This window comes from Allorhizocola rhizosphaerae, assembly GCF_003426775.1.
Taxonomy (GTDB): domain Bacteria; phylum Actinomycetota; class Actinomycetes; order Mycobacteriales; family Micromonosporaceae; genus Allorhizocola; species Allorhizocola rhizosphaerae.
Map to the genome: position 1 here is coordinate 61,002 of NZ_QJUG01000005.1, position 13,388 is coordinate 74,389.

Consider the following 13,388-nt stretch of genomic DNA (forward strand, 5'->3'; position numbering starts at 1 on the left):
TTCGTTCACTGACTCGCTGCGCTCGGCGATCCGGCCGCCGGCTTCGGCACCCCGATGATCTTGCCGTCGGGTAGCGTGATGAACGCTGGCGCGCCAGGGTCGACCAGGCCGAGCTTGCGGCCCGCGGCCGCGAGGTTGCCCGGCGACTCGTACTCGGCGATCTGCTGCTCCAGCTGCTGCTGGCGCAGGTCCAGCCGGTTCTGCTCGTCGCGCAGCGCCGCCAGCTCGAACGCGTTCTGGTTGATCTTTGTGTTGAGCACCAGGATGCCCAGCACGCCGGCCACCACGACCATGATCACGAGGATCACGAACGGGGTGCGCACGACCTTGACCGGCACCGGCGGCACCAGCCGGAGCTTCGGCTTCTGCGCCACATCCACATCCAGATCGATGGTCACGTCCCGACCCCCCGGAAGCGACCCTTTCTGCTGTGGAACATCCGTCGCCGGCGTTGGCGACGCCCGCATTGCCGTCGTCTTCATTTCAACCCCCTTTGTGAAGTTCGGCGGCGCGCAAGCGCACCGACGCCGCCCTCGGGTTCGCCGCGACCTCCGCCTCGCTCGGCAGCTCCGCCCCACCCCGGGTGAGCAACCGCAGCGTCGGCTCGGTGCCGGGCGGCTCGATCGGCAACCCGATCGGCGCCCTGCTCCGTGCCAGCTCGGCAAAGGCCTGCTTGGTGATCCTGTCCTCGAGCGAGTGGTACGAGAGCACCACCACCCGACCACCCGGTTTGAGCGCGCCGATCGCGGCCGGCAAGGCACGCTCCAGAGTGGACAGTTCGCCGTTGACCTCGATGCGCAAGGCCTGGAACGTCCGTTTCGCTGGGTGTCCCCCGGTGCGCCGGGCCGGCGCCGGGATCGACTCCCGGACCAGCTCGGCGAGGCGCGCCGACGAAGTGATCGGCGCCTTCGCCCGCTCCCGCACGATCGCGGCGGCGATGCGCTTGGCGAACTTCTCCTCCCCAAACGTGCGCAGGATGCGAGTGAGGTCGGCCGCCGGGTAAGTGTTGACGACCTGCTCGGCCGTCATCCCGGTGGTCTGATCCATCCGCATGTCCAGCGGCGCGTCCTGGGCGTAGGCGAACCCCCTGTCCGCCTCGTCCAATTGCAGGGAGGACACACCCAAATCAAATAGGATCCCGTCAACTTTTCGCGGGCCGAGCACCGCCGGCAGTTCGTCGTAAACCGCGTGCACCAGCTGTGTCCGGTCCTCGTATCCGGCCAGCCGCCGGCGCGCGTGCACCAGGGCCTCCGGATCCCGGTCCAGCCCGATCAGGACCGTCTCGGGAAAGCGCTGCAGTACGGCCAGGGCGTGCCCGCCGAGGCCGAGTGTGGCGTCGACGTACACCGCGCCGGGGCGCTGCAGGGCCGGTGCGAGAAGTTCCAGGCAACGCTCGAGCAGCACTGGCACATGCCTGCCGCGTGGCTCCACCCCGACCCCCTCGCTAAAACGGTTCGTACCGCCAGATCCCCATCCGCTACCCCCGCCGGAGACCGGCGCCTGGCATCGGGGAAGTGATCCCAGGTGCTCCTCACCATCGTGAGAGCGGGTGGAGACCTCGCGGTACGAACGTTTAGAGACCGCCCGGCAACACCCCCTCCTCGATCTCGGCGAACTCTTGCTCGCTTGCCTCGAGGTAGGTGGACCAGGCCGCCGTATCCCAGATCTCCACCCGGGTGCTCGCGCCGATGACCGTCAGGTCGCGCTCAAGGCCCGCGTATTCCCGCAGGTGCACGGGTATCGTGACCCGGCCCTGCTTGTCGGGGACCTCATCGTGAGCGCCGGCGAAGAAAACCCGGCTATAGGCGCGCGCCGCCCGGTGGGTCACCGGCGCCTCCGACAGTTGCTGCGCGATTCGCTGGAACTCGGCAGTCGTGAAGACATAGAGACAGCGCTCCTGCCCTTTAGTGATCACGACACCTCCTGCCAACTCCTCCCGGAAACGGGCGGGCAGGATCAACCGGCCTTTGTCATCCAGTCGAGGATTATGGGTGCCCAAAAACACGACCCCACACCCCCCGGATCACCCCGCAAAACGCGGGGACTCGCGGCGACGGACCCGCCAGCCCGCCATAGCCCCCCACTTTACTCCACTTCCCTCCACCGTCAATCCAAAATCATCCTTAAGTGACCCTTCTAGCTCCACAAATGCCCCTCACGTCACCTTCACGACACGACTCACCCCCGCGCCCCCCTCCGGGTTGATCATGAAGTCAGGTCCATGTTCGACGGTGCGTCGCGACCGCAGCTTCATGATCGACGCGATGGTGTTGACCATGAAGTTGATGCGGCGACGCGCCGCCGAGAACGGACTTCAGTTCATGATCAACGCGGAAGGAACGCGGCGGGAGGGCGTGGGGTAACCTCTGGCGCGTGGAAGACAAGAAGCTGCCGTTGCGCGCGGCGATCGCGGCCGGGGTGTCGAGGACGGCCGCGGCGCTGTCCCGGGCGACCGGGCGCGGCGACGGCTCGGTGATCGGCGGCAAGCTCGGCATGATGATCGATCCCGACCTGCTCGCGCATCTGGCCGCCGGCCGGCGCATCGCGCTCGTTTCCGGCACCAACGGCAAAACGACCACGACCCGGTTCACGGCCGCCGCGCTGGGCGTGCTTGGCGAGGTGGCCACGAACTCGTTCGGCGCCAACATGCCCACCGGCCACACCTCGGCGCTGGCCCGTGCGGGCAGCACTCCGTTTGCCGTGCTTGAGGTCGACGAGCACTGGATGCCGAAGGTGATCGCGGCCACATCCCCGGTCGTGATCGCGCTGCTCAACCTGAGCCGCGATCAGCTCGACCGGGCCAAGGAGGTCGCGATGATCGCCCAGTTGTGGCGCGACACCGTGGCGCAGTACCCGAACCTGCATATCGTGGCCAACGCTGACGATCCGATGATCGTCTATGCCGCCGCGGCTTCGCAAAACGTGACATGGTTCGCCGCCGGCCAGCGCTGGCGTGATGACGCACACGTGTGCCCGGCCTGCGGCTCGCACATCTGGCGCGAGACCGACGGCGACTACTGGGCCTGCCCGACCGGCGATCTGATCCGGCCCACTCCACAGTGGACGATCGACGACAGCGCCGTGATCGACCCGGACGGCCGGCGGCACGAGCTCAAGCTCCAGCTCCCCGGGCGGGTCAACGTGGGAAACGCCGCCACCGCGCTGGCCGTCGCCCACTGGTTCGGCGTCGACCCGGCCGACGGCGCGCCCAGGCTGAGCGAGGTGGCCAGTGTGGCCGGGCGTTACGCGCAGGTGGACCGCAAAGGGCGCACGATTCGGCTCCTGCTGGCGAAGAATCCGGCGAGCTGGCTCGAAGCGTTCGACATGGCCGAAGACGCGCCGACGTTGCTGGCCATCAACGCGCGCGACCCCGACGGATACGACACCAGCTGGCTGTTCGATGTGGACTTCTCGCCGCTTCACGCAAGGCGCGTGCTCATCACCGGCGAGCGCGCCTACGACCTGGCCGTACGGTTGCAGGTCAACGGCGTGCAGTTCGAGCATGTCGCCAACTTCTGGCGGGCGGTCGAGGCCGTGCCGCCCGGACGGCTTGAGGTGATCGCCAACTACAGCGCGTTCCAGGACATCAGAGCGGAGTTGGATCGTGTCGTCTAGCGCCCTGCAGATCGTCTGGGTATATCCGGATCTCCTGTCCACATATGGAGATCGCGGCAACATGCTGATCCTCGCGCACCGGGCCCGCGCCCGCGGGATCCCGGCCGAGACCGTCGAGGTGTTCGCCAACGACTCGTTGCCCGATGGTGACATCTACCTGCTGGGCGGGGGCGAGGACGGGCCGCAAGCGCTTGCGGCGCAACGGCTCATCGCCGACGGCGGGCTGCACCGCGCGGTCGACCGGAGGGCCGTCGTGTTTGCGGTGTGTGCCGGGTACCAACTGTTGGGAAGCAGTTTCTTCGCCAAGGGCGCCAAATGTGAGGGCCTTGGGCTGCTGGATCTGTATTCGGACCGGGGCGAGACCCGGGCCGTGGGCGAGCTCGCGGGCGTGGTCGACCCGGAGCTGGGGCTGCCCACGCTCACCGGCTTTGAGAACCATGGTGGCCGCACCCACCTCGGGCCGGGCGCGAAACCCTTGGCACAGGTGAAGGTGGGCATCGGCAACGACAACCAGACCGAGGGTGCCTGGCTGGGCACGGTGCTCGGCACGTACTGCCACGGCCCGGCCCTGTCGCGCAACCCCGCGCTCGCGGATCTGTTGCTGAGCTGGGCGACCGGCGAGGACCGACTGCCCGAATTGGACGAGACCTGGACGTCGAAGTTGCGCACCGAGCGGCTGACAGCCAACGGGCTGGCGTGAAAACCGGGGCTTCGCGCCCACAGCCGCCCCTCCGCCAGGGCCGGCGTCCGTGGCGTGGCGAAAGGCTTGCGGGGCTTGCCATCGCGGTCGCCGTGCTGGCGGTGGTCGGGTGGCAGCTCCCGCTGCGCGAGCTGAGCCCGGTCGCGGTTGTGCCGGTAGCGGTCGTGATGCTGTGCGCGCTGGTTCCGCGCACGGCCGTTTCGCTCGCGTGTGGCGCCATCTTCGGTGCCTGGGCCGGCGCGGCGTGGGCGCTTTCGGCCGCGCTGATCGCCGCGACGATCACTTACGCGCTCGGGCATTGGGCCGGCCGCGAGATGCTGTTGGCGAAGGCCGGCCCGCGCATCACCGCGCTCGACGGCTGGCTTGCCCGCCGCGGCCTGCTCGCTGTCGTGGTGGTGCGGCTGCTGCCGATCGCGCCCTTCGGCCTGGTTGGGTATGCCTACGGTGCCTCCTCCGTGCGGTTTAGAGATTTTCTCGGGGGTACCGCGTTAGGCGGCGCACCCTCCTCGATCAGCTACGCGACGATCGGGGCCGCGGCCGTGGCGCCGGAGTCCATGAGCTGGCTGACGTTCCTGCCCGCCACCGTCGGTGTGCTCATCAGCACCACAGCCGCCCTCTACTGGCGCCACACCACCCGCGCCCAAGCTCACCTCTCGCGTTGATCATGAACTCATGTCCATTCTCGACGTAAGTTCATGATCAACCGGAAGGGGTGAGGGTCAGGCCGTTGAGGAGGGTTAGGCCCAAGGGGGTTATTTCGTGGCGGACGGCGCCGCCCTCGCGGCGGGTGGTGATGAGGGCGGCGTCGCGCAGCACCGTGGCCTGATGGCTGGCCGCGGCGAGAGACACCCCACACAGCCGCGCCAGCTCGCTGGTCGTGCAGCCCGACACGGTCGCCTCCAATGCCATCGCCCGGGTCCGGCCGAGCAGCGCCCCCAGCTTGGGCGGCCGGTCGGTCTGGCTCAGCTCGCCCGGCGCGGGCTGGGTCGGATACACAAGAATGGGTTGAAGCTCGGTGTCACGCAGCTTGGTCGGCGCCTGCCAGCAGAAGAACGACGGTTGCAGCAGCAGCCCGCGCCCGTCGAGATGCAGGTCGGTGTCGGCGAAGTCGAACACCTCGAGCACCGGCGGGGTCCAGCGCACCCCCGGGTGCAAATGGGACAGCATGTGGTCGATGCCCTGCCCGCTCCACTCCTGCACCCGGCGGGCCCGGTCGGCGACGACGTGACTGCGAATGGAGCGCCAATATGGCGCGAGCGCGGTGTCGTGATAGGACCGCATGGCCGCGGCGAGCCGGCGCATCGGCTCGACCCGGCCCGTGGCCAGCTCGTGGCTCCAGGCCGTCACCGGGCGCCGGATGGCAAGATATTCCAGCTGGGTGCGCACCTTCTCGCGCGGGGACGCCAGGAGCAGCTCCAGCCCGGCGTCGAGGCCCGGCCCGGCCCCGATCGGGGTCAGGAAATCCGGGGAGTAACCGGCGGGCGGCGCCAACTCGCGCAGCAGTGCCAGGTCTCCCGGGCTGACGCTCCCCGAAGCGTGCCGCCGCCACGGTCCATAGACCAGGCGTCCGGTCGCGTTCTGCATGACGCTGGCGCTCTGCGTGACATGCAGGCTCAGCAGGACTTCCCATAGCAGGTCGGGCTCGGCGGCGATTCTCGTGCGGGCAAGGTCCTTTGCGGTGAAGTGGATGCGTAACATCTGATCCCCCCAGGTCGCGCATTACGCATTTGCCAGCAAACGTACTAGGCGGCGTCGATGGACGCGAATCAGTTGAAGTGCACGAGAGTCTGTGCGGTAGGCGACACAAACGGCAGGCTAGCTGCGGTTTTCCGTTACGGTGCGGGATGTGGACGGTACCACATGAGTCAAATGTCCGATAGTGACGTGGCCGTCGTCACCGCTTGACGCAGGTGTAGGCGCCGTAGAGCGACCGTTCAAAGTCGACGCTCACGATGTCGAACCCGGCCCGGTCGAGCATGGGTTCGAGCAGCCAGCGATAGGTGCTGAACTCGGTGCGGATGTGCTCGGCGTAGTCCGCGGCCGTGTAGCCCAGGCTCGGGTCAGGGGAGGCGTGCGCGAACCATTGCGCGAACACCGCCTCGGCCTCCGCGGGCGCGAAGTCGTAGATGAGATCGCGCAGCCGCAGCACGCCTCCCGGCCGCAGCTGGCCAGCGATGCGTTGCAGCGCAACGGCTTTGAAGAAGTCAGGCAACTGATGCAGCGCGTTGCGCGTGTGCACGGCGTCCACGGGCGGCCCGTCATAGGTGAGGAACCCGCCCCGCACAACATCCAGATTGGACAATCCTTCGGCGCGAGCCCGCGTGCGCAGCATTTCGAGCATCGCCGGCGAGACGTCCACGGCCGTCACGTGGTCGAACACACGCGCCGCGGCGAGCGCGAACCGGCCCGTCCCCGCGCCGAGGTCGACCACCGTCCGCGCGCCGCGTGCCCGCAGGATCTCGACGTCCGGCGCGGGATCGGGGAAGCCCTGTTTGCGGTCGTATCCGGCGACGAACGCCTCGTCCAGGTGTTCGGGGCCCGCAAACGCCAGCTCGTCGAGCAACCACGATTCGGTCACTCGACGAGCTTAGCCGCCAGGGTTGTGAAGAGGCTTATGAACTGGCGTGCAGGACGTCGACGTTCAATTTGTTCTCGGCGGCCCGGATGCCCTGATAGAGGCTGTCGCACATGCTGTAGCCGGCGACCTGCAGGCCGTAGGCGGTGTGCTTGGCGTACATCGGTGCGCCGCTGTCGCCGCCGACGCCGCGGAAGTTGCCCCGGCCAAGGTTCTTGACCGTCACGCCGCCGTAGGTGGCCGTGACCCCGAGCTGGAGGACATAGCCGCAGTCGCTTCGGCCGAAGAACGCGCCGGTCGTGCAGATGCGCATGCCGAGCACACTCGTCTTGTCAGTTGTGGATCTACGCGACCACCGAGACCAGCCGGCCCGGTACCACGATGACCTTCTTCGCGTCCACAATGGACACCGCATCCAGCGCGGCGGCACGGATGGCGTCCTCGCCGGCATCGGCCGCGACCTCGATACGCCCCCGCACCTTCCCGTTGACCTGCACCGGATAGGTGACCGTCGCGTCGACCAGCATGGCCGGGTCGGCCTGCGGGAAGTCCACATAGGTCAGCGACCCGGCGTGGCCCAGGCGGTGCCACAGTTCCTCGGCGATGTGCGGTGCGAACGGCGCCAGCATCAGCACCAGCGGCTCGGCCACGTCGCGCGGCGTACCGTCCAGTTTGGTCAGTGCGTTGGTCAGCTCGATCAGCTTGGCGATGGCCGTATTGAAGCGCAGCTCGGCCATGTCCTCACGCACGCCCGCGATGGTCTTGTGCAGCAGCCGCTTGACTTCAACGGGCGCCGGATCCCCCGAAACCACCGTCGAACCCGTGTGCTCGTCGACGACCGCCCGCCAGACCCGCTGCAGGAACCGTTGCGAGCCGACGACGGCTCGCGTGTCCCACGGCCGCGACACATCCAGCGGGCCCATGGACATCTCATACACCCGGAACGTATCCGCGCCATACTGAGAGCACATCTCGTCAGGCGTCACGACGTTCTTCAGCGACTTGCCCATCTTGCCGTACTCGCGGTCGACCTTCTGCCCGTTCCACACGTAGATGCCGGGCTGCTCCTCGACGACCTCCTCGGCGGGCACGACCGCGCCGCGATCGTCGCGGTACGCGTACGCCTGGATGTAGCCCTGGTTGTACAGCCGCTGGTACGGCTCGTACGACGACACGTGCCCCAGGTCGTACAGCACCTTGTGCCAGAACCGCGCATACAGCAGGTGCAGCACGGCGTGCTCGACGCCGCCCACATACAGGTCGACGCCGCCGGACGGCTTGCCGGACAGCGGGCCCACCCAATAGGCCTCGTTGGCGGGGTCCACGAAGTGCTGCTCGTTGGTCGGGTCCAGGTAGCGCAGCTGGTACCAGCACGAGCCCGCCCACTGCGGCATGACGTTGGTCTCGCGCCGGTAGACGCGCGGCCCGTCGCCCAGGTCCAGCTCGACCTCGACCCACTCCTTGGCCCGCGACAGCGGGGTTTCCGGCTCGCTGTCGGCGTCGTTGACATCGAACGTCTTGGGCGCGAAGTCCGCCACGTCGGGCAGCTCGACCGGCAGCATCGAGTCGGGCAGCGCGATGGCGTTGCCGTGCTCGTCGAACACGATCGGGAACGGCTCGCCCCAGTAACGCTGCCGGCTGAACAGCCAGTCGCGCAGCCGATAGGTGACCGCGCCCTCGCCGAAACCGCGGGCCTCCAGCCACTCGATGATCGCGGCCTTCGCCTGCGCGATGTCCATGCCGTCCAGGAAGCCCGAGTTGATGGCCGGACCCTCGCCGGTGTAGGCCTTCCCGTCAAACGAAGCGGGCGGCTCCACGGTCCGGATGATGGGCAGCTCGAAGACCTCGGCGAACTCCCAGTCGCGCTCGTCCTGGCCGGGCACCGCCATGATCGCGCCCGTGCCGTAGCCCGCCAGCACGTAATCCGCGATGAAGATCGGGATATGCGCGCCGTTGACCGGGTTCATGGCAAACGCGCCGATGAACACGCCGGTCTTCTCCTTCGCGTCGGCCTGGCGCTCCACATCGGACTTCGACGCGGTGAACTCGCGATAGGCCGCGACCGCCTCGCGCGGCGTGGCGTGCCCACCGGTCCACACGGCGTGTGTGCCGTCGGGCCACTCATCTGCGACCAGTTCGTCCACTTTGGCGTGCTCGGGTGCCAGCACCATGTACGTCGCGCCGAACACGGTGTCCGGCCGCGTGGTGAAGACCCTTATGGAGGAAAAGTCGATGTAGGCACCCGTCGAACGCCCGATCCAGTTGCGCTGCATCAGCTTGATCGGCTCCGGCCAGTCCAGCACGTCCAGGTCGTCGATCAGCCGGTCGGCGTAGGCCGTGATGCGCATCATCCACTGCTTCAGGTTGCGCTTGAAGACCGGGAAGTTGCCCCGCTCGCTGCGCCCGTCGGCCGTGACCTCTTCGTTGGCCAGCACCGTGCCCAGGCCCGGACACCAGTTGACCGGGGCCTGGCTGACGTAGGCCAGCCGCTTGGAGTCGACAATCTTCCGTCTTTCCGAAGCGGGCAGGTGTGCCAGCTGTGCTTCCAGCTCTGCGATCGGGCGCGCCTTCTTCTGGTCGGCGTCAAACCACGAGTTGTAGATCTGCAGGAAAATCCACTGCGTCCAGCGATAGAACTCGACGTCGGTGGTCGCGACCGAGCGCCGCGGATCGTGGCCCAGACCCAGCATGCTCAGCTGTGCACGGTACCGCTCAATATTCTCTTCAGTGGTTTTTCTAGGGTGGGTACCGGTCTGGACCGCATATTGCTCGGCGGGCAGGCCGAACGCGTCAAACCCCATGGTGTGCAGCACATTGCGGCCCGCCATCCGGTTGAACCGGGCGAACACGTCGGTGCCGATGAACCCCAGCGGGTGCCCCACATGTAGACCAGCGCCGCTAGGGTAGGGGAACATATCCAGAACGAACATCTTCTCTGCGCCGTACCGGGGGTGCTGCGCGTCTGCCAGGGGACCGACGGGATTAGGCGCATGGAATGTACCGTTTTGCCGCCAGTAGTCCTGCCAGCGAGCCTCGATCCGGTTGGCCATCTCCGCCGTGTACCGGAAGGGCGGGACCTCTACCTGCTCCATGATCTATTCCTCCACTTCAAAGGCATAAAAAAACCCTTCGCGCGCCTTGCGCAGAAGGGGTCGCCGTGCTTGCGCCGCTTTATGGCGTGGGCGTCAGCACGGCCTCGTAAGGAGCAGGAAGCCCCGGGACATGGGTGCATAATAGCGCGCCCGGCTACATTGGCGGAACGCGGTTAACTGATGAAGACTCAAGTAACGACGAGCAACCTGTCGAGCAACCTTCTTGGCGCGCCCGAGCGTCCATCCGTCATCCGACACGAGGAGGAACCCCTTGACCACAACGCAACGCGGAGCAAGCGAACTCGGTGACCCCATGCCGGTCGAGGAGTTCCGCTCCACGACAAACGCAATCGTGGCCAACATCGAGCAGGTGATCGAGGGGAAGACCGCCACCGTGCGGCTGGCGCTCGCCGTCCTCCTGGCCGAGGGCCACCTGCTGATCGAGGACGTGCCCGGCGTTGGCAAGACCAAGCTCGCCAAGGCGCTCGCCCGCTCGATCGACTGTTCGGTCCGGCGCATCCAGTTCACCCCCGACCTGCTGCCCAGCGACGTGACCGGGGTCAGCGTCTACAACCAGGAGACCCGCGAGTTCGAGTTCAAGCCGGGCGCGGTGTTCGCCAACCTGGTCGTGGGCGACGAGATCAACCGGGCGTCGCCGAAGACCCAGTCCGCGCTGCTGGAGTGCATGGAGGAGCACCAGGTCACCGTCGACGGCGTGACCTACCAGCTCCAGGTCCCGTTCATGGTCATCGCCACGCAGAACCCGATCGAGATGGAGGGCACCTACCCCCTCCCCGAGGCGCAGCGCGACCGGTTCACCGCCAGAATCGCCATGGGATACCCGGACGAGCCCGCCGAGCTGGCCATGCTCGATGGGCACCAGTCCCACGACCCGCTTGAAGACCTGGTCGCCGTCACCGACGCCGCGACCGTCCGGCGATGCATCGCGGCCGTGCGCAACGTGCACGTGGCCCAGCCTGTGAAGCAATACGCGGTCGATCTCGTCACCGCCACGCGTGAAGCCCCCGAGCTGCGCCTGGGCGCGTCCCCCCGCTCGACGCTGCAGTTCATCCGCACGGCGAAGGCGATCGCGGCCCTGGACGGCCGTGACTACGTGCTCCCCGACGACCTGCAGACCCTGGCCGTGCCCGTGCTCGCGCACCGGATCATCCCCACCGCCGACGCGCAGCTGTCCCGCCGGACCACCGACGCGATCCTGTCCGAGCTGGTGCACCGGCTGCCCGTGCCGCACGACCGGCGCTCGCCGTACGACACCCGCCCGCCGTCGCCGCCCAACACCTACTACGGCCGGTAGGACGTCATGGGCGAGGCATTCCGGGGCCTGACGACGCGGGGACGCAGCTTCCTCGCCGCCGGACTGGCCGCGACCCTGTCCGCGCTGGTGCTCGGCGAGAAGGACCTGCTGCGCGTGTCGATTCTGCTGCTGGCCCTGCCGCTGCTGGCCGCATGGCACGTGGGCCGGGCGCGATACAAGCTCGCGTGCCAGCGCAGTCTTGACCCCTACCGGGTGCAGGCGGGCGGCACGGCACGGGTGCTGCTGCGCCTGCAAAACGTGTCCCGGCTGCCGACCGGCACGCTGCTGCTGGAAGACAAGCTGCCGTACGCGTTGGGCTCGCGGCCGCGGCTGGTGCTCGACCGGCTGGGCGCGCAGCAGGCGTCGTCGGTGGCCTACACCGTGCGGGCGGAGCTGCGCGGTCGGTACGAGGTGGGTCCGCTGACGCTGCGCATGACCGACCCGTTCGGGCTGTGCGAGATGACCCGCGCATTCCCCAGCTCCGACCGGCTGACCGTGATCCCGCAGGTGACACCGCTGCCGATGGTCCGGTTGGCGGGCGAATACGTGGGCACGGGCGACAGCCGGGCCCGCTCGGTGGCCGTGCACGGCGAGGACGACGCCGCCACGCGCGAATACCGGCAGGGCGACGACCTGCGGCGGGTGCACTGGCGCTCGACCGCGCGGGTGGGCGAGCTCATGGTCCGGCGCGAGGAGCAGCCATGGGAGTCCCGCGCGACCGTCGTGCTCGATACGAGGTCCTATGGGCACCGGGGCGAGGGGCCGACCGGCTCGTTCGAGTGGGCGGTCTCCGCGGTGGCGAGCATCTCCGTCCACTTGCGACAGTCCGGGTACAAAATGCGCCTCGTCACGGACGTCGGCGCAGACATCGAGGCCAATGAGATCGGCGGGGACGGGCTGCTGCTCGACCACCTGGCCGAGGTCAAGTCCACGGCCCGGGGCGACATCTCGACGCTGGTCGACCAGGTGCGCCGGCGCTCCGACGGCGGGCTCGTGATCGCGGTGCTCGGGCTGCTGACCGAGGCCGAGGCGCGCCTGCTGGCCAACCTGCGGACCAACGGCACCACGTGCATCGGGTTCGCGATGGACACGCACAGCTGGCTCAACCTGCCCGCGCCCGCCCGCGCCGAGGCCGACAAGGAGCACGCGGCGTCCGCGCTAGCGCTGCTGCAGAACGGCTGGCGTGTCGTGCCGGTCAAGCACGGCGACCAACTGCCGACGCTGTGGCCCAAGGCCGCGCGCGGCATGCAGGGCTTCGCGCTACGGGCGGCGATGGCCGAGACCGTGACCATTGGGGGTGGGCGATGACGTCCCGTCGGCATTTGACCCTTGTCGCCGCGGCGGCGACGCTGATGGCCGCCGCGCCGATACTGTCCATTTTCGACGGTCTGAAATGGTTCATGTACGCCATCGTCACCGTAGCGCTGATCGCGGGGGCGGCGTGGACGGTCCGGTCGATGCGCGGCCGGCTGTGGTCGCAGGTCACCGCGATGGTTGGCGCCCTGCTGCTCGCGCTGACGCTGTTCTACGGCAACGGCACCGCGCTGCTGGGCATCATCCCGACGCCCGCGACCATCGACCGGTTCGGGGGCCTGCTGGTCGCCTCCGGTGAGCAGATTCAGACGTCCTACGTGCCGGCCCCAGACATCGAAAGCCTGGTCTTCCTGAGCACACTGGGCGTGGGCGGGGTGGCCATCCTGGTGGACCTGTTCGCGGTGGGATTGCGCAGACCCGCTCTGACCGGCCTGCCGATGCTTGCCATTTATTCGGTACCGGTTGCGGTCATCATCGACTCGGTGTCCCCGTTCCCGTTCATCATCGGGGCCGTCGGCTACCTGTGGCTTCTCGTCAGCGACAACGTGGACAAGGTCCGGCGGTTCGGGCGGCGGTTCACCGGCGAGGGCCGCGGCGTGGACCTGTGGGAGCCGTCGCCGCTCGCGGCCAGCGGGCGCAGGCTGGCGGTCGCGGGCGTGATCGCGGCGGTGGTGCTCCCGCTCGCCGTGCCCGGCATGACCACGGGACTGCTCGCCCAGTTCGGCGGGGAGGGCACGGGGCCGGGCGACGGCTCGGGCCGCGGCGGCCGCACGGTCG

Annotated in this window: 14 protein-coding genes; 6 read left to right on the forward strand and 8 right to left on the reverse strand. The window is 68.3% G+C overall.

Annotated elements, in window-relative coordinates:
- Nucleotides 1–5: 5 nt before the first annotated feature.
- From ftsL to DM816_RS45115, 4 genes are all read right to left on the reverse strand, one after another.
- Nucleotides 6–398: a cell division protein FtsL gene (gene ftsL / locus DM816_RS01985; RefSeq protein ID WP_117208302.1), complete on the reverse strand. Its 393-nt coding sequence runs from the start codon at nucleotides 396–398 to the stop codon at nucleotides 6–8.
- Between the two features lie 85 nt (nucleotides 399–483).
- Nucleotides 484–1,431, reverse strand: coding sequence for a 16S rRNA (cytosine(1402)-N(4))-methyltransferase RsmH (gene rsmH, locus DM816_RS01990; RefSeq protein ID WP_117208303.1), 948 nt, complete (start codon nucleotides 1,429–1,431; stop codon nucleotides 484–486).
- Between the two features lie 142 nt (nucleotides 1,432–1,573).
- A complete protein-coding gene (gene mraZ, locus DM816_RS01995; protein ID WP_117208304.1) occupies nucleotides 1,574–2,005 on the reverse strand; it encodes a division/cell wall cluster transcriptional repressor MraZ in 432 nt (143 codons plus the stop codon).
- A 150-nt stretch (nucleotides 2,006–2,155) separates the two neighbouring features.
- Nucleotides 2,156–2,278 (reverse strand): hypothetical protein, encoded by a 123-nt coding sequence (locus DM816_RS45115; protein WP_281274283.1) that lies wholly within the window; start codon nucleotides 2,276–2,278, stop codon nucleotides 2,156–2,158.
- A 110-nt stretch (nucleotides 2,279–2,388) separates the two neighbouring features.
- On the opposite strand from DM816_RS45115, the gene DM816_RS02000 reads away from it, so the two are divergent.
- Genes DM816_RS02000 through DM816_RS02010 form a run of 3 tightly spaced genes read left to right on the forward strand, consistent with a single transcriptional unit; the run spans nucleotide 2,389 to nucleotide 4,977 of the window.
- A complete protein-coding gene (locus tag DM816_RS02000) occupies nucleotides 2,389–3,615 on the forward strand; it encodes a MurT ligase domain-containing protein (protein ID WP_117208319.1) in 1,227 nt (408 codons plus the stop codon).
- Entirely contained in the window at nucleotides 3,605–4,315 is a 711-nt protein-coding gene (locus DM816_RS02005) for a type 1 glutamine amidotransferase (RefSeq protein ID WP_117208305.1), read from the forward strand. Before DM816_RS02000 ends, DM816_RS02005 begins: the two co-directional genes overlap by 11 nt.
- Nucleotides 4,312–4,977 carry a TVP38/TMEM64 family protein gene (locus tag DM816_RS02010; RefSeq protein ID WP_162907008.1) on the forward strand — a complete coding sequence of 222 codons (666 nt, stop codon included), beginning with the start codon at nucleotides 4,312–4,314 and terminating at the stop codon, nucleotides 4,975–4,977. The genes DM816_RS02005 and DM816_RS02010 overlap by 4 nt, the downstream gene beginning before the upstream one ends.
- Before the next feature lie 37 nt (nucleotides 4,978–5,014).
- On the opposite strand, the gene DM816_RS02015 is transcribed toward DM816_RS02010, so the two are convergent.
- The 4 genes from DM816_RS02015 to leuS all read right to left on the reverse strand — a co-directional run bounded on the left by DM816_RS02015 (nucleotide 5,015) and on the right by leuS (nucleotide 9,982).
- Complete coding sequence (locus DM816_RS02015; RefSeq protein ID WP_117208307.1) at nucleotides 5,015–6,013, reverse strand: ArsR/SmtB family transcription factor; 999 nt, start codon at nucleotides 6,011–6,013, stop codon at nucleotides 5,015–5,017.
- A gap of 196 nt (nucleotides 6,014–6,209) precedes the next feature.
- Nucleotides 6,210–6,893: a class I SAM-dependent methyltransferase gene (locus DM816_RS02020; RefSeq protein WP_117208308.1), complete on the reverse strand. Its 684-nt coding sequence runs from the start codon at nucleotides 6,891–6,893 to the stop codon at nucleotides 6,210–6,212.
- 34 nt (nucleotides 6,894–6,927) lie between these two features.
- Nucleotides 6,928–7,203 (reverse strand): chymotrypsin family serine protease, encoded by a 276-nt coding sequence (locus DM816_RS02025; protein ID WP_162907009.1) that lies wholly within the window; start codon nucleotides 7,201–7,203, stop codon nucleotides 6,928–6,930.
- Nucleotides 7,204–7,234: 31 nt separating this feature from the next.
- Nucleotides 7,235–9,982: a leucine--tRNA ligase gene (gene leuS / locus DM816_RS02030; RefSeq protein WP_117208310.1), complete on the reverse strand. Its 2,748-nt coding sequence runs from the start codon at nucleotides 9,980–9,982 to the stop codon at nucleotides 7,235–7,237.
- 313 nt (nucleotides 9,983–10,295) lie between these two features.
- On the opposite strand from leuS, the gene DM816_RS02035 reads away from it, so the two are divergent.
- The 3 genes from DM816_RS02035 to DM816_RS02045 form a co-directional block, all read left to right on the forward strand.
- Nucleotides 10,296–11,297 (forward strand): AAA family ATPase, encoded by a 1,002-nt coding sequence (locus DM816_RS02035; RefSeq protein ID WP_117208311.1) that lies wholly within the window; start codon nucleotides 10,296–10,298, stop codon nucleotides 11,295–11,297.
- Between the two features lie 6 nt (nucleotides 11,298–11,303).
- A complete protein-coding gene (locus tag DM816_RS02040) occupies nucleotides 11,304–12,605 on the forward strand; it encodes a DUF58 domain-containing protein (protein ID WP_117208312.1) in 1,302 nt (433 codons plus the stop codon).
- The coding region (locus tag DM816_RS02045) for a TgpA N-terminal domain-containing protein (RefSeq protein ID WP_246001447.1) at nucleotides 12,602–13,388 on the forward strand (787 nt) is incomplete at its 3' end. The genes DM816_RS02040 and DM816_RS02045, both read left to right, overlap by 4 nt.